The sequence below is a fragment of the Thauera sp. K11 genome, from assembly GCF_002354895.1.
In the GTDB taxonomy this organism is placed as follows: domain Bacteria; phylum Pseudomonadota; class Gammaproteobacteria; order Burkholderiales; family Rhodocyclaceae; genus Thauera; species Thauera sinica.
The window spans coordinates 12073-37693 of record NZ_CP023440.1; the positions used below are offsets into that span (position 1 = coordinate 12073).

The 25621-nt window shown below is 65.0% G+C and carries 24 protein-coding genes; 12 read left to right on the forward strand and 12 right to left on the reverse strand.

The features are described 5' to 3' along the window. The first annotated feature begins 50 nt into the window (after window positions 1-50). Both CCZ27_RS22535 and CCZ27_RS22540 read left to right on the forward strand, forming a co-directional pair. The gene (locus tag CCZ27_RS22535; protein WP_096448554.1) at window positions 51-635 is read left to right on the forward strand and encodes an isochorismatase family protein; all 585 of its coding nucleotides are present in this window, start codon (window positions 51-53) and stop codon (window positions 633-635) included. A 27-nt stretch (window positions 636-662) separates the two neighbouring features. Then, window positions 663-1268: an antibiotic biosynthesis monooxygenase gene (locus tag CCZ27_RS22540; protein ID WP_096448552.1), complete on the forward strand. Its 606-nt coding sequence runs from the start codon at window positions 663-665 to the stop codon at window positions 1266-1268. Between the two features lie 354 nt (window positions 1269-1622). Here the strand turns inward: CCZ27_RS22540 and CCZ27_RS24455 are convergent, their stop codons facing one another. The 6 genes from CCZ27_RS24455 to traJ all read right to left on the reverse strand — a co-directional run bounded on the left by CCZ27_RS24455 (window position 1623) and on the right by traJ (window position 11107). Beyond that, complete coding sequence (locus tag CCZ27_RS24455) at window positions 1623-5429, reverse strand: zincin-like metallopeptidase domain-containing protein (RefSeq protein ID WP_232516695.1); 3807 nt, start codon at window positions 5427-5429, stop codon at window positions 1623-1625. Window positions 5430-5433: 4 nt separating this feature from the next. Further along, window positions 5434-5715 carry a hypothetical protein gene (locus CCZ27_RS24460; RefSeq protein ID WP_232516696.1) on the reverse strand — a complete coding sequence of 94 codons (282 nt, stop codon included), beginning with the start codon at window positions 5713-5715 and terminating at the stop codon, window positions 5434-5436. Window positions 5716-5820: 105 nt separating this feature from the next. After that, window positions 5821-6345 (reverse strand): conjugative transfer signal peptidase TraF, encoded by a 525-nt coding sequence (gene traF / locus CCZ27_RS22560; protein WP_228111453.1) that lies wholly within the window; start codon window positions 6343-6345, stop codon window positions 5821-5823. 59 nt (window positions 6346-6404) lie between these two features. Then, window positions 6405-8309, reverse strand: a complete 1905-nt coding sequence (locus CCZ27_RS22565; protein WP_096452953.1) for a type IV secretory system conjugative DNA transfer family protein — start codon at window positions 8307-8309, stop codon at window positions 6405-6407. Next, entirely contained in the window at window positions 8306-10639 is a 2334-nt protein-coding gene (gene traI / locus CCZ27_RS22570; RefSeq protein ID WP_096452955.1) for a TraI/MobA(P) family conjugative relaxase, read from the reverse strand. The genes CCZ27_RS22565 and traI overlap by 4 nt, the downstream gene beginning before the upstream one ends. 18 nt (window positions 10640-10657) lie before the next feature. Next, window positions 10658-11107 carry a conjugal transfer transcriptional regulator TraJ gene (traJ, locus tag CCZ27_RS22575; RefSeq protein WP_269769102.1) on the reverse strand — a complete coding sequence of 150 codons (450 nt, stop codon included), beginning with the start codon at window positions 11105-11107 and terminating at the stop codon, window positions 10658-10660. Window positions 11108-11512: 405 nt separating this feature from the next. Between traJ and CCZ27_RS22580 the strand changes: the two genes are divergently transcribed. Genes CCZ27_RS22580 through traM form a run of 3 tightly spaced genes read left to right on the forward strand, consistent with a single transcriptional unit; the run spans window position 11513 to window position 13049 of the window. Then, window positions 11513-11890 carry a TraK family protein gene (locus CCZ27_RS22580; RefSeq protein ID WP_096452959.1) on the forward strand — a complete coding sequence of 126 codons (378 nt, stop codon included), beginning with the start codon at window positions 11513-11515 and terminating at the stop codon, window positions 11888-11890. Continuing rightward, window positions 11890-12615 (forward strand): PRK13886 family protein, encoded by a 726-nt coding sequence (locus CCZ27_RS22585; protein WP_096452961.1) that lies wholly within the window; start codon window positions 11890-11892, stop codon window positions 12613-12615. Before CCZ27_RS22580 ends, CCZ27_RS22585 begins: the two co-directional genes overlap by 1 nt. Continuing rightward, window positions 12612-13049, forward strand: a complete 438-nt coding sequence (traM, locus tag CCZ27_RS22590; protein ID WP_096452963.1) for a conjugal transfer transcriptional regulator TraM — start codon at window positions 12612-12614, stop codon at window positions 13047-13049. Before CCZ27_RS22585 ends, traM begins: the two co-directional genes overlap by 4 nt. Before the next feature lie 447 nt (window positions 13050-13496). Here traM and CCZ27_RS22595 read toward each other — a convergent pair whose 3' ends face one another. Next, entirely contained in the window at window positions 13497-13850 is a 354-nt protein-coding gene (locus CCZ27_RS22595; RefSeq protein ID WP_096452965.1) for a KfrB domain-containing protein, read from the reverse strand. A gap of 393 nt (window positions 13851-14243) precedes the next feature. Then, window positions 14244-14813 carry a JAB domain-containing protein gene (locus CCZ27_RS22600; protein WP_096452967.1) on the reverse strand — a complete coding sequence of 190 codons (570 nt, stop codon included), beginning with the start codon at window positions 14811-14813 and terminating at the stop codon, window positions 14244-14246. Window positions 14814-15608: 795 nt separating this feature from the next. Here CCZ27_RS22600 and CCZ27_RS22605 point away from each other — a divergent pair. Beyond that, complete coding sequence (locus CCZ27_RS22605) at window positions 15609-16145, forward strand: phasin family protein (protein ID WP_096452969.1); 537 nt, start codon at window positions 15609-15611, stop codon at window positions 16143-16145. A 137-nt stretch (window positions 16146-16282) separates the two neighbouring features. On the opposite strand, the gene CCZ27_RS22610 is transcribed toward CCZ27_RS22605, so the two are convergent. Then, entirely contained in the window at window positions 16283-16573 is a 291-nt protein-coding gene (locus CCZ27_RS22610) for a hypothetical protein (RefSeq protein WP_157748692.1), read from the reverse strand. 359 nt (window positions 16574-16932) lie between these two features. Here CCZ27_RS22610 and CCZ27_RS24810 point away from each other — a divergent pair, with 359 nt between their 5' ends. The 5 genes from CCZ27_RS24810 (at window position 16933) to CCZ27_RS23830 (ending at window position 19984) form a co-directional block, all read left to right on the forward strand. Beyond that, window positions 16933-17361: an SUMF1/EgtB/PvdO family nonheme iron enzyme gene (locus CCZ27_RS24810; RefSeq protein ID WP_157748693.1), complete on the forward strand. Its 429-nt coding sequence runs from the start codon at window positions 16933-16935 to the stop codon at window positions 17359-17361. A gap of 84 nt (window positions 17362-17445) precedes the next feature. Continuing rightward, window positions 17446-17718, forward strand: coding sequence for a CopG family ribbon-helix-helix protein (locus tag CCZ27_RS22615; protein ID WP_096452973.1), 273 nt, complete (start codon window positions 17446-17448; stop codon window positions 17716-17718). Then, the gene (locus CCZ27_RS22620) at window positions 17706-17999 is read left to right on the forward strand and encodes a type II toxin-antitoxin system RelE/ParE family toxin (protein WP_096452975.1); all 294 of its coding nucleotides are present in this window, start codon (window positions 17706-17708) and stop codon (window positions 17997-17999) included. Before CCZ27_RS22615 ends, CCZ27_RS22620 begins: the two co-directional genes overlap by 13 nt. 105 nt (window positions 18000-18104) lie before the next feature. Continuing rightward, window positions 18105-19712, forward strand: a complete 1608-nt coding sequence (locus CCZ27_RS22625; protein ID WP_096452977.1) for a type I restriction-modification system subunit M — start codon at window positions 18105-18107, stop codon at window positions 19710-19712. Continuing rightward, window positions 19709-19984: a hypothetical protein gene (locus CCZ27_RS23830; protein WP_157748694.1), complete on the forward strand. Its 276-nt coding sequence runs from the start codon at window positions 19709-19711 to the stop codon at window positions 19982-19984. Before CCZ27_RS22625 ends, CCZ27_RS23830 begins: the two co-directional genes overlap by 4 nt. A gap of 128 nt (window positions 19985-20112) precedes the next feature. On the opposite strand, the gene istB is transcribed toward CCZ27_RS23830, so the two are convergent. Beyond that, window positions 20113-20865: an IS21-like element helper ATPase IstB gene (gene istB, locus CCZ27_RS22630; protein ID WP_096452979.1), complete on the reverse strand. Its 753-nt coding sequence runs from the start codon at window positions 20863-20865 to the stop codon at window positions 20113-20115. Further along, complete coding sequence (istA, locus tag CCZ27_RS22635) at window positions 20862-22403, reverse strand: IS21 family transposase (protein WP_096452981.1); 1542 nt, start codon at window positions 22401-22403, stop codon at window positions 20862-20864. The genes istB and istA overlap by 4 nt, the downstream gene beginning before the upstream one ends. 724 nt (window positions 22404-23127) lie before the next feature. On the opposite strand from istA, the gene CCZ27_RS22645 reads away from it, so the two are divergent. Then, complete coding sequence (locus CCZ27_RS22645) at window positions 23128-23778, forward strand: hypothetical protein (protein WP_002943440.1); 651 nt, start codon at window positions 23128-23130, stop codon at window positions 23776-23778. 425 nt (window positions 23779-24203) lie between these two features. Here CCZ27_RS22645 and CCZ27_RS22650 read toward each other — a convergent pair whose 3' ends face one another. Further along, window positions 24204-25619: an ISL3 family transposase gene (locus tag CCZ27_RS22650; protein ID WP_096452983.1), complete on the reverse strand. Its 1416-nt coding sequence runs from the start codon at window positions 25617-25619 to the stop codon at window positions 24204-24206. Window positions 25620-25621 lie beyond the last annotated feature (2 nt).

Below are 25621 nucleotides of genomic sequence, written 5' to 3' on the forward strand. Positions count from 1 at the left end.
AGTCCCGGTTGAAGGGGCGTACTGCCTCTAATTTCCCCAAGGAGAAAGCAATGAGCTACGAAAAATTTAGTGCCGACAACGCCGCCATGCTGCTGATCGATCATCAGGTTGGCACCATGAGCTGGGTCCATTCGATTTCGTTCGACGACATGAAAATGAATGCCTTGATGCTGGCGCAATCGGCCCGCATCCTGAAAATGCCGGTCGTGCTGACCTCCAGCATGGAAGAGTACGCCCAGGGGCCGTTGCTGAGCGAACTGGAAAGCATCCTGCCCGCTGAATTTGCTGCGCGCATCAAGCGCTTCGGCATTGTGAACGCCATGGACGACGGGAACTTCGCTGCAGCAGTCAAGGCGACTGGTCGCAAGAAGCTGATCATCGCGGGCGTCACCAATGACGTATGTACGGTCTATCCGGCACTGAGCCTGGTGCGTGATGGTTTCGAGGTGCAGGTCGTTGCCGATGCGGGCGGATCTCCCACCAAAATGGCTGACGATATCGCTTTGCGCCGAATGGAGCGCGCAGGCGTCACGCTGACCACGACCAACCAATTGATCGCCGAGCTTGCCGGTAGCTGGACAACGCCTGAAGGTGAGCAACTGATTCAGGTGCTGATACCTTCGCTCAAAGCTTGAATGCGCCAAGCCGAATAGATTTCGATCATGAGCGAACCGCAAACCCACCCCGTTCTGCTGCTGGTCAGCCGCCGTGCGAAACCCGGGCATGAGGCCGAGTTTGAATGGCTGATGGCCGAGTTCATTACTGCGGCAAAGGTCTTTCCCGGCTGCCTCGGCGCCCAACTGGTACACCCAGGCGACGACGAGGCGGTGGAGGATACGCTGTACCACGCCCTGATGGCGTTCAAGGACGCCGGCAGTCTTGAAGCTTGGCAGCAATCGGCTGAGCGGGCCGCCGGCACCGCCAGCATTGCCCCCTATATCGATGGCCCGGCAGTGGTGCGCGGCATTTCAGGACTGGCGCACTGGTTTCAGCCTCAGCCCGGCCCCAAACAGGGCCAGCCGCCGCGCTGGAAAGTGGCGGTCGTCACCTGGTTGGGAATATTTCCGACGGTGTATCTGCTCTTTCTGCTGCTAGGGGAAGTGCTCGCGCCCTGGTCTCTATTCGCCCGAATTTTTCTCTTGACGGTGCTGGTCGTGATCATCATGACTTGGGGGGTTGCGCCACAGTTGACCCGCTTGCTCAGGCCTTGGCTTTTTCCTTCAGCGACGCCCAAACTCAAAGGCGCTTCGGTTAACCGATCTCCTTAGAGTGTTTCAGCGTCTGCAATCTGCGCGGCACCCATCATTCAATTGAACCAGCATCATCGGCAGTTCAGACCGCGTTGTGTGAATTGCCCCTACGGCAGGTTTCGGAGTGCAGCCGCCGTTTCAATGGAAGCTATCTGTACGTGGTGAGTTTCCGCTCCTGGCCGGGTTGAGCCAACGCGAGCTCCGAGTTGGCCTCCGTAAACCGGTCATCCAGGATAAGCCGACGAGGGAAGTCCTGACAGGGAAGCGGTGATGCAGACGACGGCCCGAGCGCTTCGATGTGGGCCTGCGTGGTGCTCTTCAGCGCTTCGTCGATCAGCTCGCCCGATCGCAGTTGCCGACGAGCCCGCCGGGTCAAGCGATCCGCGCCACACGCCTGGGCTGCAGCGGCGCGTGGATGTTGTGCTCCTTCTCCGGTTCCGGTGTGTGCTCGCGCTTCAGTTCGTCCTCGTGGATCACGCGGCTGACTTTAGCCTTCAACTGACGTTCAACGCCTTCGCGACCGAGCACGCTCCGTGTCGCCAGGTCATTGAAGTCGGTGTGCGCCTTCATGTGCTCGAGGGCCGCCATCTGCAGGTCGCTGAGCAGAGCGCCTTTCAGCTCCGCCACCTGCTGGCCGGTGAGCTTCACGCTCTCAGACGCCCCCTCAGACGCCTTCTGCGCATCCTCCAGCGCTTTGGTGGCGCGAAGGTGCGCCCGGTAGCGCTGCGGCGTAATGGGGGGCAACTCGGCGGGATAGGCGTTCTCGCCCGGTGCGAAGATCGGCAGCAGCGCCTTGCCCCCCACGGCCTTCGCGGCTTCCTCGGCTTTCACCCGACCGGCATTGGTGCCCTGCGTGAGTTCCAGTTGCCGGTCGTCGTCCCCCAGGATGAGGACGGGCTTGTCGGGAAACGTCTCGTGCAACGCCCGGGCGACTGCAGCCAGGTTCCCCGAGTCGAACGCTGCGACCGTCGCAAAGCCCAGCACCTCGGCGTTGGTGGCCGCCGTCGCGTACCCCTCGGAGATGACGAGCGCCGGGGCACGGGCGAGCGCCTCCAGGCCGCCGACCGCATGAAAGCACCCGTCCTTGCGGCTGTCCTTCGCAAAACGCTTGGTGCCATCCTCCTGGATGTACTGCATCGTCCACTGCTTGCCATGCACATCGTAGGCGGGGATGCAGGTGGTCTTCCCCTCCTTGTCGGTGAAGACCCCGGGGTGGACCTGGATTCCCTTGCTCCGGATATACGGGGTCGGCGCCACCACCGGCGCCAGATCGGCCAGCTGCTTCACCACGCGCTGCGCCGCCGCTTCGTGCGCGCGCTCCTGCTCGCGGGCGCGGGCGGCGAGCTTGCCCGCCGCCTCGGCCGCCCACCGGGCCTTCTCCTGGTCGTCGAGGACGTAGCCTTTCGACTTCCAGGTCATCGCGACCCCGGTGCGGTTGTTCTTGATGTAGCCGGCCGGGTGGCCGTCCAGGTGCGCGACATAGAACCCCGCCTGCTCACCCTTGCGGTCGCCCTCGACGCCGATCCGGTGCGTCCTGCCGTCCATGATCGGGTGATCGCCGCTCAGCTCGCACCCCACCGAGCGCAGCGCGTCGGTGAACTCGTCGCGCGGGCTCATCGCCGGCGCCTGCTGCGCCGACACGTTGTCGGGCAGCCAGCGCTGCAGCCGCTCCAGGTCGGCCTTCGGGCCGGCATACCAGGACCGCGCGGCCCTGTCCCACGCGGCGCCAGCAGCCTTCGCCGCGGCCCGCTCGCCATAGGGCACGGCCAGATAGATGCGGTCCTGACCGGCCTGCGGGCCGGCACGGGGGCCCTGGCGGGGCTCTGCGGCCGCCTGCATCCATTTGGCAAAGGGCGCCCCATTGACCCCTGGGGGCAGGTACCACGCCTGTTCCTGCCGGTCCCAGCGTGCCCCGAGCGCCTTGGCCTCGTCCTTGTCCTTGTATGGAACCTGCAGGTAGGTCCGCCCGGCCTGTGCCAGATGCTCGGCGCCGTGGCCTTGCCTATCCGCCGCGGCAAGCGTTGCATCGAGGTCCGCCGCCTTGCGCGCCGCTTCGGCCGCCCGGACGTCCTCGTCCGTGCGGTCCGGATCGCGCCGGACGCGATCCTCGTGCGCACGCGCCAGGATGGCTGCCCGCTCCTGCTCGTCGTCGCTCGAATGGGCGGCAATCACGGTCAGCCGGAACGCCAGATGCTCGGCCTTGCGGGCGCTTCCGAAGTCCTGCACGAACGCGAGACGTCCATCCTCGCGCTGGGCGTAGACGCTCCAGAGCCTGGGCGCCACCCCCACATCAGTCGCCGCCACGACGTGGGTGGCGCCGTTGAACGAGACCTCGGCGCTCGCCTGCACCACGACCTGGCCGTTCCAGTCGTGTGGCAAGGCAATGTCGAAGGCGTCACGCGCCGCGCGATCGAACGCCGCCCGATCGCCGGCCTTGCGCGCCTCGCCCACCATGGCTTCCTCGCGGAGCTGCTCGAGCGGCTCGATCGCCGCCGCGATCTTCGCGTCGAGCGCATCCGGATCCTGCGGCAGTGCATGCCGCGTCCAGAACGCGTTCTGCGTGTTGAGCGGCTGCATCGCGTCGAGGACTTCGGCGACGCGCTCGATCCGGGCGAAGTTCGCGGTCTCGAGGGCGCGCATCAGCGTGCCGTGCTCGAGCTGTTCCAGCGTCCACGTCTCGGCGACCTCCGGGGCCGCCTGTTGCGGTGCCTGCGCCATGTTCGTCTCCTGTCCTTGTTGCAGGGTCTGGAAGAGCTGTTCAGCCTTCAGGGCGAACGCCTGGGCCAGGCCCTTGCGCTCGAGATAGGGCTCGCCCATCCGCGAATCGGCCGGCTCGAGGCCAAACACGGGGGAGAGGCGGTCATGCGCCTTCTCCCGGAATTGACCAGGGTCATGACCGGTGACGTGCCCCACGGTCGTCAGGCCGCGGCTGCGCAAGGCTTCCGGCAGGGAAGCGCCCACAAAGGCCTCGAAGTGGCTGAAGGTCACTTCCGGGTCACCGAGGATTGCGTCGATGTCCACCGCCAACGCCCGGACGACGGCCGCCTCCCGGCGGGCATCCTCGAACGTGGCCGCGTTCAGCGGCGTGAAGGAACGTTCCTCGCCTTCGCGGCCCACATAGAAGAAGGTGGTGTCGCTGCGCGCGAGGCCCTGCCAGTCGGCAGGCAGCGGCTCGGCTGACGCCCAGCGGCGCAGCACGCTGGTGCTGTCGAGGAATGCGTCCGGATGCATCTGCTGTGCGGACGCACGCGCTGCATCGTCGTGCTCCAGACCCTGCACCTGAACCTGCTGCTGCTGCTCGAAGGCCAGCACATAGTCCTTGATCTTCTCGGCCTCGGCCGCCGCCCGGAAAATCTCCAGCGGATCGTCCCGCAGCGCCTTGATCCATGAACCGACGTAGGCGGCGTGCTGCCCCGGATCGTGCCCGATGCCCAGCTCGTCGCCGAGGATCATCGAGGCGATCTCGGCGCGCAGCTCTTCTTTCGCGTACCCCTCGCTGCCGAACGGATGCGCGAGATCACGGGCGAGCCGGGACGCGTGCCCGGTCCAGTGCCCGAGCTCATGCAGGGCCGTCGCATAGTAGGTGTCGGCGCCCGGAAACTGGCTGCGCTCGGGCAGGTGAATCGTGTCGGTCGCGGGCCGATAGAAGGCCCGGTTCTGCTCGCCGTGGCGGATCACCGCCCCCGAGGCGGCCAGGATGTGCTCGGCCCGCTCGAGCGCATCCCACGCCGGCGCCGTGTGCGCCAGCGGCGGCAGACCGTCGATCTGCTCGGCATTGAACACGGTGGCGAAGAAAACGCGCGGGCGCTCGAGCTGGACGGTCTGCTTGACCGGCTCGCCGTCGCCATCAAGCACCGGGCGGCCCGCTTCGTCACGCCGGACCTGCTCTTCGCTGAACTGCCAGTACTGGACGGGCGTCCCTTTTTCGCCCTTGCGCACCTGGGCCCCAACGGCAGCGGCCTGCCGGTAAGTCATCCACCGGTTGTCGGCGCGCCCCTGGCTCATCAGGTGAATCGCGTTAATGCCCTTGTAACGCTTGCCGGTGGTCGGATTGAGCGGCAGGACGGCGCCCGGCTCACCGGGCGCCCACGGCCGCTGCCAGGGCGCGGTGCCGGCTTCGAGTTGGGCGATCAGGCGCTCAGCCACCGTTTCATGGAAGGGTTTCCGGGTCTCGGCCATGATCTCAGCCCTCCCGCGCGCGACCGGGGACGGCCGGCTCGATGCGCTCGAGCTGGCTCTCGAAGGCGTCGGCTTCGCTCAGGGCGTCCTCCACGAAGGCGCCCGCGCGCTCGGCCTCGAACGGATCGAACTCGACCCGGTAGCCGGGCGTCATCGCATCGACGAATTTCGCTGAAATCGCGGCGGCAATCGTGTCGCGGATCGTGCCGGAGGTCGTCCCGCTCGCAAGCTCCCGCGTATCGGCGGCGGTGGCGTCGGGATCGGGAATGGGAATGGGCTCGGTCATGGTCGGGACTCCTCTGCGTGCGGGGGGTGGAACGGTGGCGGGCGCCCTGGCGCGCCGCGTGGCGATGAACAGCGAGACGGCCGGCGCTTTCATACGGGCCTCCCGCTACCAGGTGAGCACCGGGGCCAGCGCCGTCACGATCTGAGCGCGGGGCAGGGGCCCGAAGTAACGCGCATCGAAGGACGTGGCGCTGATCTCCGACATCAGCAGGACCTCCGAGGCCCCGAGCCGGTAAGGACCCGTCCGCCAGCGGGGCAGGGGCCGTCCGCCGACATCGGCCGCCCGCGGCGCCGTGAGCGCCAGCAGCACGCCATTGACCGACACCCCCACATCGGACACCGCGATCTCGTCCCCCTGCGCGGCGACGAGGCGCTTCATCAGGTAGCCGTAACCGCCCGGGCAGAAGCCCGCGCCCAGATAGCCGCGCGCCCGGGCTTCATCGAAGAGCGGGGTGGGCGGGGGACAGACCAGCACATATGCGCCGGGCATCGCGGGCGCACGGCTCACCCGGTAGAGACCGACCGGAATGCTGCGCGTCGTGTTGATGCGCACGCCCGCCGCCTGGGCGAGCGCCGCCCCGGCGAGCACGACGACCCCCGCCAGCGCCAGGCCGGCAGCGATCCGGCCCACGGGCCCTGGCACCCGGTGCCGCCCGCGCCGCCTGCCGGGGGCGAAGGTCCGTGGCGCACTCATAGCCGGATGGCCTCGCCCGTGTCGGCGAAAGAAACCAGGCGATCGGTGACCGCGGGCGCCGGCACCGCAGCCCGGGCGCGGAAAACCGGGTCCTTGAAGTAGAGCGGCTGCTTGCCGTAGATCGCCGGAAACCCGGCCACATACACGACCATGTCGCCCGGAGCCTCGATGTGACCATCGGCGCCCTTGCGCGGACCGGGCATGCGCAGGCACTCGTCCGGCGTCAGCAGCGGCCGCTGCACTTCCTGGAAGGTGCGCGACACCTGGCCGAGCATCGCCGCGGTGCGCCGCCCGCTGGTGGTGACCTGCGCCTTGACCACGGTGGTCTGCCCGGTGAGCCGTGACAGGTGCTCGGCGGTCTCGAGGCGATTGGGCGGATAGGCGTTCTGCACATGGCAGTTGGACGTGATCGTCTCGTCCGGCCCGTAGCCGGTCTCCCGGCTCTTCAACTGGTTGAGGTCCTGGCAGATCAGGTAGCACTTGATGCCGTAACCTGCCACGAAGGCGAGCGCCTCCTGCAGGATCGGCAGCCGCCCGAGGGCGGCGAACTCGTCGAGCATGAGCAGCAGCCGGTGCCGGTAGTGCGCCACCGGCCGGCCGTGCGCGAACGCCATCCGGTCGGCCAGGCGGCGCACCACCATGCTCACCAGGATGCGCACCAGCGGGCGCAGCCGATCCTTGTCGTTGGGCTGGGTGACGATGTAGAGCGTCACCGGATCGTCCGCGTGCATCAGATCGCGGATGCGAAACTCCGAGCGGCTGACGTTGCGCGCCACGACCGGATCGCGGTACAGGGCGAGGTAGGACTTCGCCGTCGAGAGCACCGAGCCGGCTTCCTCTTCCGGGCGATCCATCATGTCGCGTGCCGCGGAGGCGATCGCCGGGTGGGGCTGGCCGTCGAGGTGCCCGGTGGTGGCCATTTCCATCCACAGCTCGCCGACATCGCGGTTCGGATCGGCCAACATTGCATCGACCGCCGGCAGCGTGGCCGAGACCCCATCGGCCTTCGCCTTGTAGAGCGCGTGCAGAATGACGCCCACCAGCAGCGCGAAGGCGGTTTTCTGCCAATGCGATTCGAGCCCCTTTCCGTTCGGATCGACGATCAGCGTCACCAGATTCTGGACGTCGCCCACCGCGTCTTCCGTCTCGAGCCGGATCTCGTCGAGCGGGTTCCAGCACACGCTGCCGCTGGCCGTGGCCGGCTCGAAGCGCAGCACCGTGTTGCGGGCATGCGCCTTGCGCCAGCCGGCGGTGAGCGCCCACAGCTCGCCCTTGAGATCCGTGACCACCGCGCTCGCCCCCCAGGACAGCAGCGTCGGCACCACGAGACCCACACCCTTGCCCGAACGGGTAGGGGCGTAGGTCAGCACATGCTCGGGCCCGTCGTGGCGCAGGTAGTGAAACCGGCCACGCGCATCCTCCCAACCCCCGACATAGACGCCCGCCGAACGGCGGGCCGCCTCGCCGGTGAGGACGTCCCGCAGGGTGCGCGGTCGGGGCAGCAACCCGGCGGCCTCGATGTCCGTCTTCCCGGCCCAGCGCGCCGAGCCGTGCAGCGTGGCATTCGCCCGCGACGAGTTGGACGACACGACTTTCGCCACCGCGACCCCGAAGAGCCCCAATGCCGACACCATCATGCCGACACTGGCCGCCTGCAGGAGCTCGTCCGGATAACGGGCCGACCAGTTCGAGGCCCACTCGAGGATCGCCCACGGCGCATAGACGTGGTGCAGATGTTCGCCCAACTGCGCCGGGTAGCCGAAGCGGTGAGCGAAGAACTGGGTGGCCGACTGCAGGCCACCCGCGAGCGATACCGCGCCGAGCACGGGCAACAGCTTGCCGCCAGGCGCACGCCCGGCGCGCACCTGCGGACCGACCGCGTTGTTCACCTCGAGCTTCATCGACTGTGCCCTCCCGTACGCTGGATCGTGCCGTGCGGCGACACGCTCACCGCATCGCCCCGCGGAACGCGGGACAGGCGCCGCGCCGTGGCCGCATCGACCGGCAGGACCAGCACGACGTCCGCGCCCCGTTCCGCACCCGCATTCCCGCTCGCCCTTACACTCGACGCCGCATCGCCCGGCCTGAGAAGCGCCAGTGACTGACCGTCGACGGTGCGCAGACCGGCAAAGAAAATGACACCGGCACGCCCATCATAGAGGTCATGTTTCGGTATATCAATTCCTTTCTGCCGCTTTTCTTCGCGCTCTGCAATGTAGCGGCCGGCCGCGGCACGCTGCGCCGGTGTCATCCGGCCTGCGCGCAGTCCGCCGGCGCCGGCAACGCCCCGTCGCAGTGGGTGATCTGGTGCGGCTCCGCGCTGCTCCAGGTGATGAGGAACATCACCCGGCAGTAACACTTCACCTCCGCCGGCGAAGCGAACCACACCGAGTTCGGACAGGCCTCGCAGACGGTGCCGGGATGCGGGCGGCGGGACGCCTCCAGCGCGGCCAGGGTGGGGCTTTCCGGCGGCACGGGCGTGTGCGTCGACACCGGCGCCGGCGCGGTTCTCATCCGGTCGGTCACCGGATCGCTCGTCGGATCGACTGCCGTATCGATTGGCTCGGGCCCCAGCACCGCGAGGGCGGCCTCGATCAGCGCGTCCTCGCTCGGGATGTTCAGTGGATTCATGAGCCGTCTCCTGGGTGAAGAGCCGTTGCCGCCGCCCTTCCAGGGCGGGGTCGGCGAAGGTGAGGGGAAACCGGGCGTCCACCGCCACCCGGATGACCAGGGCCTTGAATTCGGGCGTGCCGCAGACGGTGATCTCGCCGCCATAGCGTGCCATCGCCAGGCCCAGCGCGACCTTGACGCCCTCGCGCGTGAGCGTGCGGGACACCTGCAGCCGGTCGCCGTCATCCCGCACCGCCGAGGATCCGGCCCGAAAGAGGATCGTGCCCTTCTTCGTGACGGTGTCCTGAACGGGGTCCGGGCCCGGCCCCAACGGATCCACATTCGCGCCCGCTCCTGTTCCCGCGCCCGCGAGGGTGTTGCCCGTGAGCCCCTGCGCGGCCTCGCGGGCGCGCAGCGCCGCGAGCGCCTCGGCGTTGCCCTGCAGCGCTTCGTGCTTCAACCAGTCGGCCCACGTCCGCCGCCGGAAACCGTCGTAGAGCACGGCCCGCTCCCTGGCGTACGCCGTGTGGATCTGCGCGAGCCGCTCGCGCAGCGCGCGGCTCGCCTGCGCATACAGCAGCCTCTTGTCGATGCCCTTGCCGTCGGCCACCCTGATCGTCGCCCGCCACAGCCGGTTCGCCCGCCGGGCGTCGTCGACGGCGCGCAGCTTGCGCCGCCGGGCGCTCGCCAGCGCCTCACTGCGCTGCGCCGATGAGCGCTGCTGCTCAGCCTGGTAGCGCACATGCAGCGCGGTGGTATCGATGCGCAGGCGGACCGGCGCCTTGCTGTAGTGCGGGCCAACGGCGGGGGAGGGGGAGGGCGGCCCGTCGGACGCCCCATCGGCGAGCACCTCGGTCGGCGCCTCGAACGGTCCCAGCCGCGCCTCCAGCGCCGGTTTCGACAGTTCGCGGGCCAGCGTGCTGGCTTTCACCCGCGTCCCGTCACGCGATTCAACGATGAGCCCGTTCCCGCGCGGGCGCAGCACGAGTCCGTTGTCCGACAGGACCTGGTGCAGTTGGGCCCAGGAATGCGCCCCCAGGAGATCCTCGAGGCACACCCGCCGCACCCAGCCGAGGAGCGACTCGACGCCGGCGTGGCGCTCCATGTCGGCCGCGCGCCCCTCGGCCACCGAACGGCGCGAGACATGGTTGTCCGTCTGCAGGCCGTACTCGCGCTCGAGCGTCGTACACAGATCCGCGAGCGTGCGGTACGACTGGAACGGCTCGTGCAGCGTGCGCCGCTCCGGATGGATCTTGTTGATGGCGATGTGAAGGTGCACGTTGTCGGTGTCGTGATGCACCGCGCTCACGCGCTGGTGCTCCGCAAAACCCAGCCCGGCAGCGAGGCGCGCCTCGATCGCCTGCAGCGTCGCCGCCTCCGGTGCCTCGCCCGGCCGAAAGCTCACCAGCAGGTGAAACGTCTTGTCGCCCGCCGCGCGGGTGTTCTGCCGCTGGGTGGCCAGCACCTCGCCGATCACCGCCGGCAGCGTGGCGGCCGCGCAGTTCGTCACGCGGATATCCCCAAGCCGCTCGGTCTTGTCCTGGGCGTCGGTCAGGTACGACACCAGCTCGGCGAAGTTGCTCCTGGCGAGCGTGCGCATCGGCACGTGCTTGGCGATCACAGGCGCGCCTTCGTCTCTTTAGCCGCTAAAAGGCTCGCGCCCGGCCCGAGGCTGGACGACCTTCATCATCACTTCGCCCATCTGCTCCTGCGTGGCCTCGATGCGCGCGAGCACCGCGCGCAGCGTCGCCTCGCCGAACTGCGCGGTGCGCTCGTCGTTGGTGAGCCACAGCTTCAGGAGCCCGCCGAGGCGCCCCAGATCGCCATTGATCCGCGCGAGCTCGCGCACCTGCTCGTAATCGACCACCCCGCCGATGCGATAGCCCTGTCCGACCTCGCGCAGGAAACGGGCGACGCTCATGCCCGCGCGCTGCGCCTGCGCTTCGATCAGCGCCCTCTCGTCAGGCAATACCGGCACGCGCAGGTGATGGGCGCGCCGGGCGGCACCTTGCGGGGCGGCACCTTGCGGGGCGGCGCCCGGCGCCGCGCTTGCTGCTTCGGCCGCCGCCGGTCGGGCAGCGCGTTTCACCGTCCCATCCATCCTCACACCTCGCTGTGAATGCCGGCGGGAGCCGGCTGGGCCTCGCAGAGCAGGATTCCGTTGAGCGCCCCCGGCGCGAATAAGGCCAAAGCGAAGGGGGATGACCGGCTTGCCGGTTAGCCAACTTCGCCCATCCTGCCCGCCGTTCAGACCTCATGACGCCAGAAAGGGAACGCATCGCGGAACCGCATTTATCCGCATTCCTGCGCTAAACCATGACCGCATACTAGACGGATATAGCGAAATTGTGCAAGCTCATCCATAATCCCGTTGTCGTAGCGGCGGAATGCGCAGGAATTGCGCCTTTTTGCGCAGGGATTGCAGGTCGTAGCGCGCAGGAGTGCACGGAAATACGCGGAGTCGCGGACAGGCGGCCCGAAAGGAGGGATCAGGATGACGACACGCTACACCGAGGAACTGGCCGGCTGGGTGAGCCGGCGCGCCGCACCACGGCCGCGCCAGGACCGCAACATCGTCGCCTTCCTGGCCGTGAAGGAGGATGTCAGGGCGGCGCTCGAGGCCGGCTATGCCATGAAAACCATCTGGGCGCACCTCACCGCCACCGGACGCCTCGCCTGCCGCTACGAGACCTTCACCCAGCACGTCAAGCGCTACCTGCGCACGGCGCCCGCTGCCACAGGCTCACCGTCCCCGCCCGCACCGCCGGCGCCCACCCCACCGCCCGCACCGGGCGAACCCCGCAAGACGCCCCCACCCTCGGTGGGCGGCTTCACGTTCAATGCCACCCCGAAGACGGAGGACCTGTTCTGATGGCAACGATCCACATGGTTCTGCAAGGCAAGGGCGGCGTCGGCAAGTCGATGATCGCGGCCGTCCTCGCCCAGTACAAGGCCGGCAAGGGACGGGCGCCGCTGTGCCTCGACACCGATCCGGTCAACGCCACGTTCGCAGGCTACGGGGCGCTCGGTGTGCAGCGCGTAAACATCCTCGAAGGCGACGAGATCAACACCCGGCACTTCGATGCGCTCATCGAGCAGATCGCCGCCGCCGAGGGCGATGTCATCATTGACAACGGCGCGAGCGCCTTCGTGCCGCTGTCGCACTACCTCATCAGCAACCAAGTGCCGGCCCTGCTGCACGACATGGGACACGCGCTCATCGTGCACACCGTGATCACCGGCGGGCAGGCCCTGCCCGATACGGTCAGCGGCTTCGCCCAGCTCGCCGGCCAGTTCCCCGCCCAGTGTCAGTTCGTCGCCTGGTTGAACCCGTACTGGGGGCCCATCGCGCACGAGGGCAAGGGCTTCGAGCAGATGAAGGCGTACCTGAGCCACAAGGCGCGGGTGTCCGCCCTCATCCAGATCCCGCCGCTCAAGGAAGAGACCTACGGCCGCGACTTCGCCCAGATGCTGCAGGCACGGCTCACCTTCGACGAGGCGCTCGCCCTCAACACGCTGACGATCATGACGCGCCAGCGACTCAAGATCGTGAAGGGACAGCTCTTCGCCCAGCTCGACACGGCGGCGGTGCTGTGAAACCGGACTCGATCGACACCCTGATCCGGGACATTGCGGTCCGGCACGGCATCGCCGTCGGCCGCGACGACCCGATCATGATCCTGCAGACGATGAACGCGCATCTGATGCGCGAGCACGCGGCCGCCCAGCAGGCAGCCCTCGATCGCTTCAGCGAAGAGCTCGAGGGCATCGCCCACCGCTGGGGCGAGGACGCCCGCAGCAAGGCCGAGCGCACGCTCAACGCCGCCCTCGACGCGAGCACGGACGCCATGAAAAGCGGCATGGAGGCGGGCGCGAAGGCCGCCGCCACCGCCGCTCGCCACGAGCTCGATGCGGCGCTGGCGCAGCTTGCCGGCCCGATCCGCGAGGGCCGGCGCATTGCCACCCTGAACCTGATCGCCGCCGGCATGGCCGTGTTCGCGGCCGCGCTGGCGCTGCTATCAACACTGTGAGGCGGCCCACCGCAGCGGACGAAGGGCGGAGAAAGGGGAGGGTGGAGGCGGAGGGGTCCGGCCGGTAGCGAAGCTGCCGGCAGGTTCCGGGGAGGCCAAGCGCAGCGCGGCGGGGTGGGCGCAGCCGACCCCAGGAGGCAAGCGCAGCGCGCAGCGAAGGCGCCGGGCGCGGGCGGGCAGGGCGCAAGCCTTGCCCGAGGGCGCGCGCCGCGTGAGCGGGAACTCGAGCGCCCGGACCGCGCCCGGTGCCGCAGCGAAGTCCACCTCCCGGCCCGCGGGCCGGCCGATCAGTTCCCGCAGCGAACCCGCGACCGCGCGCTGCCCCTTGCCGCCACTGTCTGAGCCCGCAGAGGTGCCGCCAGACCGATGCGTGCATCGCTGAACCTTTCCGGACACAGCGCCCGCGCCTTTTCCGGCCCGGTTCCCGCCGGTTGAGCGCTTTAGCCGCTAAAGCGAGCGGGAGCGCCCGCGGCTGAGCTGGACCGTTTCAGCGGCCAGGCTGGCCCGGCCCTGCGCATCGTAGCCGATGCGCATCAGGCTGCCGATCTCGGGAGCCTTGTCGAAATCGGCGCGCGCATGCACAACATAGGTCTTGCCGGTCTGCTGGAACACGCCGTCCTTGTCGACGTGAACGATCATGCCGGTGCAGGTTGCGGTCTTGTCGGCCGGGCGGGCCAAATACAAGTTGTAGATGCCAGGCTTCAGGGCGCCGGCCTTGTCGACCTTCTCGTTGCGCCATTGGCCCTCCTGCTCGCTTTGAACGATCCGGGAGCCATTCATTATAAGAAGCCGCTGCTTCATTAAGTCCTCACAGTCCAGTGCACCGGGCGATTTCGATCGGAAAGTCGCGAAGTGTGCCGCAATGGAATGCGATGTGCAGCGGTGAAGCAGCGCGCAGGTGCCCTATGTGGCAGCGCCTGAAGCGCACCGTGTCGCCGTTTCGAGCGCGAGTGCGAGCGACAACAAGCGAACGCCTCTTGGCACCGGGCCCCGGCGTCAAAGACGTGCAATCGTGCTTCGACGGGCACGAAGCCGTCGGCGGTTTCTCGGGAATGCCAATCTTCAGCGCCGCGGGCAGGGCATCGCCCTGCCCGCGGCCGCGCCCATGGGATTTTCTCGTGTAGGCCTCTCCCACCCCACCGCGGGGCACCGAGAGGGCGTCGGCCGGACACGCGCGTGCCCGGCCGACGGGGATCAAAGCAGTCCGCGTTCCGCGAAACTGGTGGGCTTCGCCGTTCCGGCGACGATGAAGTGATCGCACACGCGCACATCGATCATGGCCAGAGCGTCCTTCAGGCTTTGGGTGAGCCGCTCGTCGGCCAGACTCGGCTCACCGCTGCCGCTCGGATGGTTGTGATACACGATGCACGCCGCAGCGTTTTTCAGCACCGCAGCCTTGACCAGTTCGCGCGGGTAGACGCTGGTCTGCGTCAAGGTGCCGCGAAACATGCGTTCATCCTCGATCAGTGCGTGCCGTGCATCGAGCCAAAGTACGCCGAACACTTCATGCGGCAATTCGGCGCAATGCATCATCAGGTAGTCGCGCACGACCGACGGCGAATCGAGAACGGTCTCCGCCTGACGCAGCCGGCGGGCAAGAATGTCCCGCGCACGATCCAGAATCTCATCGTCGGACATCACCACTTTCAGGGCGAACTCCAGTTGAAGTCCTCCGCCTGCCTGTGGGTGAGCCTCGGGGGAGTTCGAGGGGGAACGCCTCGCATCGTTTGCCGGGGTGGGGTGGGTGAGCGTTGCTGCAGCCATGCCTGCCTCCTTTCGTCGTGGTTTCTGCCCATCGGAGCCGCCTCGCTGCCCCCGGAGCGGGGCGCACAAGGGCACCCGTCAAGGCCGCGCTCCGCGCGCCCCGAAGGGGTCGCCTTGACGCGTGACCGCGCCCGGCTACGGTGCAGCGAACAAAGGCGGCCCCGATGGGCAGTCACGACGAAAGGAAGATCGGCAGCAGGCAACGCGCCTTCACCCACCTCAGCTCGGCACGCGGGGCGCGAGCCCCGCCCTCCGTTCGCCCAGGGCGAACGCAAGCTGCCGCCCACCGGGCGGTGGTGGGACCGGGCCCGCGACGCAGCCGCCGACGATGGGGCGCGTCAGGAAGAACGAGGCGAGGGGTCGGACAAAGGCGCCACCCCCCTGTCGGAAATTCGCGGGGCAGGCAGGGCTCCGGGCGTGCCGCTGGATGCAAACCGGCGAACCTCGAGGAGCGCGACAGGCCAACGATCACCAACCTGCGCTGCACGTGTCTGCCCCAGCAGATGTTCCCGATTCGCGACGTACTGCGTCACGAATCGGGCTGAACCCATTGCCGCACGGTGCTGCGCGTCAGCGACACCAGTGCCAGGCATGGGTACGCCATCGAGGCTGCACCTTCTGCGACCGGCGGGCATCGCGCGCCGGGGGCTTGCAGCGCACGAGTTGATTGGGGCGCAGACCCGGGGTGAATACAATGTCTGAAATGTTGCATTGCAATACTGCGCAAGCGACAACGCTCCATTGCCGCTCGGAGTCTCAACCCACGTTCGTTGCGCCCATGGAAGGAAGACCGTCATGACCCCGTTCATCACCCCCGAGCGGTTCGCGAACCTCAACAAGACCCACCTGGAGAATCTCGTTGCCATCGCCAACAGCATGTTCTCCCGTGCCGACCACCTGAACGCCCTGAACGTCAACACCGCCTGCGCCATGATGGAAGACGGCGTTGCGGCGACGAGGACCCTGATGGCGTTGCGGGACGCGCAGAACCTCCCCGATCTGCAGGTCAAGCTGGCTGAGCCGATGATCGACAAGACGGTGGGCTACACGCGCGGCGTCTATGAGATCGCCGCCCATGGGCAGCAGGATTTCAACAGACTGTTCGAAAGCCAGTTCGACGAACTGAACAAGGCCTTCATGGTCGCGCTTGAGCAGGTTGCCAAGTCGGCGCCGGCGGGTTCCGACGCCGTGTTCGCCACGATCAGGTCTTCGGTCGAGACCGCCAACGAACTGATCGGCAATGCCTCCCAAGCCGCCAGGCAGGCCGCCGAAGCCGGAGTCCCTGCGCTGACCACGAGGGTTAAGGGCCCGTCCGACAAGTCGGATGCTTAATACCGCAACGTGCGAGGGGCTGAAGCGCCGTCTCCTGGCCTGATGCGAGGCCGTGCGGATGATCCGGACGGCCTCACGTCGTATTGGAGGAAGGGAACCCGACGCTCTCGACGCGGCTCCACAAGCACGGCGAATCGCTACAACTGCTGCGCCACATGCAGGCGGAGGCCGAGGCCTGGCAGGCCGATTCGGGCACGCCCTTGCACCAGCCCTGGCCTGCCGAGGCACAGACGCTCGCCTATCAGGCGCTGACCCGGCTCGGCCGCACCTGGGACAACGAGACAGACCCCTTGCGCAGCTTCCTGCGACCCGAGGCGCTGCGGCTCATCGACGAACTCGACAACGACGAGCTTGATCATTCTCGACGGGCCAAGATCGGCGAACGCCTGGCCACCATTGGAGACCCCCGATCGGGCATCGGCGTGCATGACGGCACACCGGACATTGTCTGGCACGACATCGCCGAGGACCGTCAGGCGATGGCGCGCCTCGCCGTCGCGCCCTTCCGCATTGCGCGTTACCCGGTGACCTGGCGGCAGTTCCAGGCCCCCTCGATGCGGACGACGGTTACGATGATCCGCGTTGGTGGTCCGACTAGGTGCCGGCCGCCATTCCCCCCAGAATCGCTACCCTCAATTCTCCAACCGCCCGGCCAGGCGCGTGTCATGGTTCTACGCGTTCGCCTTCAGCCGCTGGCTGTCGGTCCGCCTTGCGATAGAACGACCGGCCGGATGGGAGATCCGCCTGCCGCTGGAGTGGGAATGACAACTGGCGGCCAGCGGCGGCGATGCGTCCTGCGACTACCCATGGGGCATCTGGTCGGAAAACCGCGCCGGGCATCGCCGAGGGCGACCTCGGGCGCATCATCGGCGTCGGCCATTATCCGCGCGGCACCTGGCACGTCAGTGCCGGACACGACCCCCTCGACATGGCCAGCGAAGTTCTGGAGTGGTGCGCGAACCAGCACAATCTCGCAGGGGACATGCCGGGGCGCCAAGGTGAAGAGTCGCAACGTGCGCTGCGCGGAGGCTCCGGGCACATTGACCGAGACCTGGCCCGGTGTACGGCACGGCTTGGCGATCATCCACGCGGCCGTTACCCGAGCGTGGGCTTTCGTCAGTGCCATTGCCCGCCCTCTTGTCCGCTATCCCGTCCGTCTACCTTGTTGTCCGCGAACGCGTTGATCAAGCACGTTATCGGACATTGTCCAGCTTGACGGTCTAATGATCGTTTGACGGACAGGGCAGAGCAGGAGGAACCGGAGTATCCTTCGGTATTACTTCGCGATAAGAGAAGAGTCATGGCAACCTCGCTCAAGATTGACGACGCGTTGAAAGGTCGCGTCCAGCAACTCGCCGGTCAGCGCCGCCGCTCGGCACACTGGATCATGCTTGAAGCGATCCAGCAGTACGTCGAGCGTGAGGAAGCCCGTGAACGCTTCAAACAGGAAGCCTTGGCATCGTGGGTGGCCTATCAAGAAACAGGCCAGCACCTGACAGGGCAGGAAGTTCGCACCTGGTTGAACACCTGGGGCACCGAAGACGAGACGACGGTGCCTGCGTGCCACACGTAATCGTTACCGCAGGCGCAGCGGAAGGCTTGGAGCGATGCCGCGAGTTCCTGGCCACCAAAGCACCTGAAGCCGCTCGGCGGGCGGGTCAGGCGATCGAGCGGCAATTGCGGCTGCTGGAAACAGCTCCCGACATTGGCAGACCGTTTCCTGACATGCCTGAACTGCGCGAGTTAGTGATTGCCTTCGGGGACTCCGGCTATCTCGCACTGTATCGGCATGAACCGACCGTTGATGCGGTGTATGTCTTGGCATTCCGGCATCAGAAAGAGGCCGGGTACTAGCTCTCCGGGGATCACAAGCTGGCCTCTGCCTCTGCCCGGACGCTTTCCAACACCGATAGGGTCGGGCTGCAGCCCGACCTCATTTACCTTTTCGTACGAGCGACAATGTCAGAAGAACAACGCCGGCAACTCCAGCAGCAGCTCTGGAACATCGCCAACGCCCTCCGGGGGAAGATGAACGCCGACGAGTTCCGGGACTACATCCTGGGGTTCATCTTCTACAAATACCTTTCCGAGAAGATCGCCAGGTTTGGGGACGAAGTTCTCGAGGCGGACAAACTGAAGTTCACGGACCTCGACGAGGCGACCGAGGAAGGTCTTGCCATGGTCGAGGCCGTCCGCGAAGCGGCCGTGCAGGAGCTCGGGTACTTCCTGAAGCCGTCGGAGCTCTTCCATTCGCTCGCCCAGCGCGGAACCAACCGGCTCGACGCCGGCGGGAATGGCGAGAGCTTCAATTTCATCCTCGGCGACCTCGCCAGGATCCTGAAGAACATCGAACAGAGCACCCTAGGCACCGACAGCGCCGACGACTTCAGCAACCTGTTCGAGGACCTCGACCTCACCTCCTCGAAGCTTGGCGCCACCGAGAAGGCCAAGAACGACCTGGTCGCGAAGGTCCTCTCCCACCTCGACAAGATCGACTTCAACCTCTCCGACACGAACGCCGACGTGCTCGGCGACGCCTACGAGTACCTGATCGGCGAATTCGCCGCTGGCGCCGGGAAGAAGGCCGGGGAGTTCTACACCCCGCAACCCGTTTCCACCCTGCTCGCGAAGCTCGTGACGATCGGGAGGACGAAGCTGAAAAGCGCGTACGACCCGACGTGCGGCAGCGGATCGTTGCTGCTGCGCGTGAAACGTGAGGCCCACGGCGTCGACAAGATCTACGGCCAAGAACTGAACCGCACCACGTACAACTTGGCGCGGATGAACATGATCCTCCACGGGGTCCACTACAGCGACTTCGACATCAGGCAGGAGGACACCCTGGAACACCCGCAGCACCTCGGGCTCCAGTTCCAGGCGATCGTCGCCAATCCCCCGTTCTCGGCCCATTGGAGCGCGAGCCCGCTCTTCATGAACGACGACCGGTTCAGCCAGTATGGGAGGCTCGCGCCGGCGAAGAAGGCGGATTTCGCCTTCGTTCAGCACATGCTGTCGCACTTGGCGGATGACGGCACCATGGCTGTAGTCCTCCCCCACGGCGTGCTTTTCCGCGGCGCGGCCGAGGGCGTGATCCGGCGTTACCTGATCGAGAAGATGAACTGCCTCGACGCAGTCATCGGCCTGCCGGCGAATATCTTCTACGGCACGGGCATTCCGACGTGCGTACTCGTCTTCAAACGCTGCCGGAAGAATCCCGATGATGTGCTCTTCGTCGACGCGAGCCAGCACTTCGACAAAGTGAAGACGCAAAACGTCATGCGTCCCGAACATATCAAGAAGATCATCGCGGCGTATAAGGCGCGCAAGGACGAGGAAAAGTACAGCCGGGTCGCCAGCCTGAAGGAGATCGCGGAGAACGACTACAACCTCAACATTCCACGCTACGTGGAGACCTTCGAGGCAGAGGAGCCGATCGACCTCGAGGCGGTCGCTGCCGAACTGACCAAGCTCGAAGAGGAAAGCCGCAAGACGGACGAGACGATCGCCGCCTTCTGCCGCGAGCTCGGCATCACCCCCCGTTCAAGGCGTAGGAGGACGATCGGATGAGGAAGCCGAAGCTCCGGTTCGCCGGGTTCGAGGATGAATGGAAGCCGTTCCAGATAAAAAACGTTCTGCGCAAAGTATCGCGGCCTGTCGACGTCGTATCTTCCGGCGAATACCGCCAGATTGGCATTCGTTCCCACGGGAAAGGGATATTCCATAAGGCGCCGGTAACTGGAGCGTCGCTCGGAGACAAGCGAGTTTTCTGGGTTGAACCGAACGCGCTGGTCGTGAATATCGTGTTCGCTTGGGAGCATGCGTATTCCGATCGTTCGTGACCGGTCAGTCCAGTTCGACGTGATCACCAGTTCCGATTCGTACTGATCAGTCGTCCCGGTGCTCGTGAGCACCAGGACGGCACCGTGACCGCTAAGCTGACGTCACGCTCATCGTTCCAGCGACATGATCACGCGGGGGGCATCTTCCGCTTTGCCTGAAGCTTGCGCATGGATTCACCCTTGAGCGTAATCCGGTGCGCCTGATGCACCACGCGGTCAAGGATTGCGTCTGCCAAGGTCGGATCGGGGAAGAACCCATGCCACTGGTCTGTTGTGAACTGGCTTGTGATCAGCAAGGATCCGGTACGCATCCGCCGATCCACCACATCCAGCAACACCTGCGCAGCTTGCGAAGAAATCTCGCTCAGACCGAAGTCGTCGATGATAAGCAAACTCGGTTTAATCAGACCGGCCTTGAGCTTAGGCAACGAACCGTCATGGCTGGCAACTGCGATCTCTTGATAAAGATCGCTCGCCCGGAAGAACGTAGCGGGTAAACGCTGTCGGCAAGCCTGAGAACCGAAGGCACATGCAAGCCATGTCTTTCCGACCCCCGTTGCGCCAAGGACGATCAAGTTAAGCTGCTGTCGAATCCATTCGCAACTGGCCAGCGAGGCGATGAACCCTTTGTCGATATCTCGCGAAGCTCGGTAATCGGCGTCTTCGAGCGATGCGGATTCAGGGAATCCTGCACTCCGCACGAGCCGCTTCAATTTCTTCGAGTCACGTTCAGAGGCTTCATGCTCGACAAGCAACCCGAATCGGTCATCGAAAGAGAGTTGGTGAAGCTTCGGCTGCTGCAACTGGACCGAATACGCTTCGGCCATCGACGTCAATCGCAATTCACGTAGGCGGGAGATGGTTTGATGGACGCCGCTCATGTGTTTTCTCCAAAGTAGCTCGCACCCCGCACATTGTCGTGGGCTGGCCTCGGCGCCGTGCCGCTGACAGAGTGGGCGCGTTTGTCGGGTGCCTGCTTGAGAATGGAATCGAGGCTGCGCAATGCCGTAATGTTGAGCGATAGCGCATATGCACACGCCTCTTCGAAGCGTTGGTCGCCGTGGATACGAGCCAGATCGCGCATCCGCCGGGCTGCTTTCAGACCATTGACGGCATCGGATCGGTTTTCCAGGTGATGGCGAATCATTGCCGCCGAGCCTTCCCCTACCGACTCGGCCCATAGCATGAGTGCCCTCGGTTCGCCCTCAAGCACGCGGACATGCGCTATCGGACGATGCTCAGGCAACGTCTGGACTGTGCCTTCGCATTGTGCCAATGCGTGCAAGGCAACGCGCTGGCCGCGATGCATGACCTCGAGCATCGATCCGGTGTAACGCAGATCGACACGCTGTCCGCGCAACTCCGACGGCACGGAGTAGAAGCTCCGCGCATGTTCGACATGGTAATCGTCGCCAGCCCGCACCCCATATCGCCAATCGCATAACTCGAAGGGAATGGGCGGCAGGCGCTTCAAAGTCGAACGCTCGGTTTTCTCAAATCGTTCGATGCGGGAGCCTGACATCTTCTTGAAGGGATGAGCGTTCAGCGTTACCACGAGCCTCCTGAGGGCGTCATTCAGTTCATCGAGGCTAAAGAATGTTCGGTCGCGAAGTGCGAACAACACCCAACGCTGTGCGATCTGCACACCGACCTCGGCCTTCGCCTTGTCTTTCGCCTTCCTGACACGAGCTGGTAGTGCAGCGGTGTTGTAGTGCTGCAGGCACTCCCGGTAGGCCGGGTTGATAACGACGCGATCCTTCTCACGCCGCCAGACAGCCGCCTTCAGGTTGTCCGGCACAACCCAGGCCGGCACGCCCCCCATTGCCGCAAAGCAATCGACATGGCATCTCACCCAATCAGGGGTTTTCTGCGAGGCGACTGCCTGCAGGTAGGTCAGGTTCGAGTAGCCAAGCACGGCAACGAAGATTTGCGCATAGATCGAGGGACCGCCGCTTCGATCCCTGATCTCGACTGTACGGCCGGCGAAATCGACGAACAACTTCTCACCCGGGCGATGGGCCTGACGCATCACGATATGTTGTCGCTTCGCCCACGCCCGGTAACCGGCAGTGAATTGCGAGTAGGCGATTCCCTCCGGGCACTGACTGCGCCACTCCCGCCACAGCTGCTCGAGTGTGGCGTCGGGGCGCTGCATCTCGGCGTGCACCCAATCCCAATCTGGCGCTCTCTTGCGTTGCGCGATGCTCTTGTTGCCAGTACCCAGAACCGCGTACCAGGCGTCGTCATCCAATGAATGAAGATCGGCACCAAAGGTGTCGCTTTTTCTGAGAATTCGGCGCATTTCGCGCACGGTGTTTGCGGAAACACCAACTGACCGTGCGATGGCTCGGTTGGACTGTGAGGTATCGTAGAAGTGCAAACGCGCGATCTCGCGCTGTAGGTGGATAGGCAGACGCAAGGGGGTAACTCCTCATGGGATGGCACCGGCGGTGCTGACCGGGCCAGACAAAATCACCCCGTCCGCGCAAGTTCGTCGCATGATTGACGAACGTGAACGCGCAGCTCATACTGATCGGACAAGATCCCACTTGTACCGGCAGCGATGCTGGCGCGACGCCCGAGGCAGCCCCCTCGGGCGTTCGCGTCTACGAGGTGGAGAATCGAGTTAACTGGGAGAGATTCGTCCTCCTGCGGATGCGCCCATTCGGGTCGCAGAAAGCCAATCCGCGACATCCAGCGTCAAGGCAAACCACCCTCGGCGATTGGGTACAGTGAAGAGCGGCACCATTACTTGACCACGTCGCCGTGCCTGTCTAAGTGATGCAACGCTTCGATGTCCTAGTGCCGCCGCGAGGGGCTCGCCGCCCAGCAGAGGACCGTGAAGGCGCAGGAGTGTCTCGCGCAATTCCTTGCGCAAGTGGGCCAGTGCTTCGGTCTGTTCAGGCAGCGAGTTCATCGAATACCTCAATGCGTTTGTCACGCAGTGTTCGTGACTGTCCACATTTTCTCCACCCGAACCGATAATTCGATTTTCTGTACTCCAGATAAGCCTTGTGCACACAATCATCAGACCAAAGGGGCGCGGTCGCCCGACCACCCAGCCTGTCGATCGCCTTCGGACACGACTTTGGTTTCGCGCGCTGCGGGACATATCTGGCCTGTCGTCCGCATACGCCATTGAGATGGCGCTCGACGGGGACCGCGTCCGCAAACGCGACACAGACGTCGCTCGCCCCAGGAAGTGGGACGCTTACGAGAAAGGGACACGGGTCCCCAATGACCGGCCCGGACCGCGCAACGCTGTCGAGCAGGCGCAAGCCCGATTCCCGGGCACGTCGCGCTGGTTCCGTAGCCCGTTGTGGCGCTACCTGAAGAAGGAGCCGCTCGATGCAATGCAGTTTGAGGAGGCGCTACGCACCCTCGAACCGCCGGTTACGGCATTACTGTTTGAGGCGGAGCCGCGCGAACACGAGCAAGTGCCCCGTCAGCGTCCCTTTGACGATGAAAGTGCTCGACAACTCATCGCGCTCGGTAGCTTCGATGCGCTAGTTGCAGCTGTGCTGATGGCAGGTCTGTCGGAAGTCATCGCCTCGCCCGATCTTCGAGAACGGGCGTTGCACGTTTACGTTGGGATTCAGGCGAAGCTGCGAGAAACGCCCCTCTTGGAAGGCATCTATCCTGAGCTGTTCTCGCTGATCGACTCGCGTTGCAAGCACTGGATCTACTTAGCGCCCAATCAGCGAATGGATGTCGTGATCTTCTGGCAGGGAGTCGAGGCGGAGGATGAACAGAGGATCTTTGGCGACGTCGGTGAGGATGGGATTGACTATTAAAACGGCTATCAGTCCTGACTAGCTGTTCGCGCCACTAAAAGTTCAACGGCAGCTTGCCGATTTGGCGAATTCACACTTCCGACCCAATCCGGCCAGTCAGCTCGCTCCCGAGCGGCCGCTCAGCCAAATCCCGTCTCTGCGAACTGGAACTCTACAAAGCGGCCGTTGGTGACCTCACCCAATCGGCCACGAGCCGTCACTGGCCACCCAATCCGGATAGCGGCCATCCGGGCGAGGCGGTATGCTAGCGGTCTGTATGCGAAGTCGGTCGCCTCGACTCGGGAAGCTGTCGGCTGCTTCTGCCTCGTTATTCTGTGTTTCGCGTAATCTCTGCTTATAAACAGTATCTTATGGGCGCCTCGAAAAACCTCTGCTCCGCCCGCCCTTGGTAAAATGGCTATCCGATTTTCGTGATTGAAACGGGTTCATAGCTCACCGTTTTCGATCATGCGGATCAGTGTTGAAATATCGACGCCGTAGTTCTTTTCCGGCTTTTCCGAATCGGTTGATTTTGGGATATAGGGCTTCGGCTCGGGAGCCGGTTTCGGCACCATGCGAGCCAATGATTCCCCTATCTCGAAGTTCTTGAAGTTACCGGGTAGTCCGTACATCATGACCGGCTCCGGTTCCACCTGCCGGCGCTCCTTGCGCTCGAACTTTGGCCGCGACAGCTTGTGTTTATGAGCGCCCTCGGCGAACAGAATCTTGGCTCGAAGCGCCTCGAACGAGTAACCACGGCCAAGACGATTCATGACGCGAATCAGGCTGTTTAGACTCTCGGTGTAGGCGTTCGTAACGGGATGATTGAAGTAATTGAGGATCGGCATTGTCCAGTTACCCCACGCCCGCTCGATGTCAGCGAAGGCGTCTGCAATCTCGGATGGAATGCTCTTCTGCCACTGGATGAACTTGGCTTGTGCCTCGTCTGGTGACGCGGCATCGTAGATGCCGAAGAATTGCTCCTTGAGTCGGTAGGCTTCACCAAGCTCCGGGTAGTTCTTCGTCCAGCCGTCAAGGTTCAACCGTTCCTTGTCGTTCAGGTCGCGCTCGCGCTTGAGCAACACGAAGCGGTCGTGCATCAACCCGCGACGTTGTTTTGGCGTCAAGGACTCGCGCAAGCTCTTTCTGACACGCTCCATCGCATCATTCGCCATACGGACGACGTGGAACTTGTCCACCACGATCTCGGCCTGCGGAATGACCGCTCGGACAGCATCGCGGTACGGCGTCCACATATCCATGGCGACGTACTGGATGCGCTCCTTGCCTTCCAAGTGGTGCAGGAAGTGCACCACGGTATCCTTGTTGCGGTTCGGCAGTAGCTCGACGATGGTGTTGTTCTGGATGTTGGCGATCACGCCACGCGGCTTGATGAGATGGATTTCATCGATGCCCATCCACTTCGGCGTCTCGAATCGGATCGTCTTTTCCAACTCGTTCACATAGTCGCTGAACACGGATCGGACGGTGAACTCCGTGCAACCGACCTCTTCTGCGATGCTGGCAAAGGTGCGCTTAATGGCCTGCTTGCCCATCCACTGGGCAAGCCGCTTGGTCATCAAGCGTTTCTCGTCGATCTCGGGCAGCACCTCATAGAAGGTCTTGCCGCAACCCCGGCACTGATAGCGTCGGGTGTCGATGTATAGACCGACCCGCCGCCCGTGCATAGGCAAGTCTTTGACCATTTGCTCCCGGCGACCAAAGCCTACGAGGTTGCTCGACTGGCAGTGCGGGCAGGACGTTGGCGCGTGCAGCGTTTCAACGTCGATGTGGTAATCATGCTCGTTCTCTTGGATGCTCAATACCTTATAGCAGGGAAGATTGAGGATGTTCGCTGGCATGG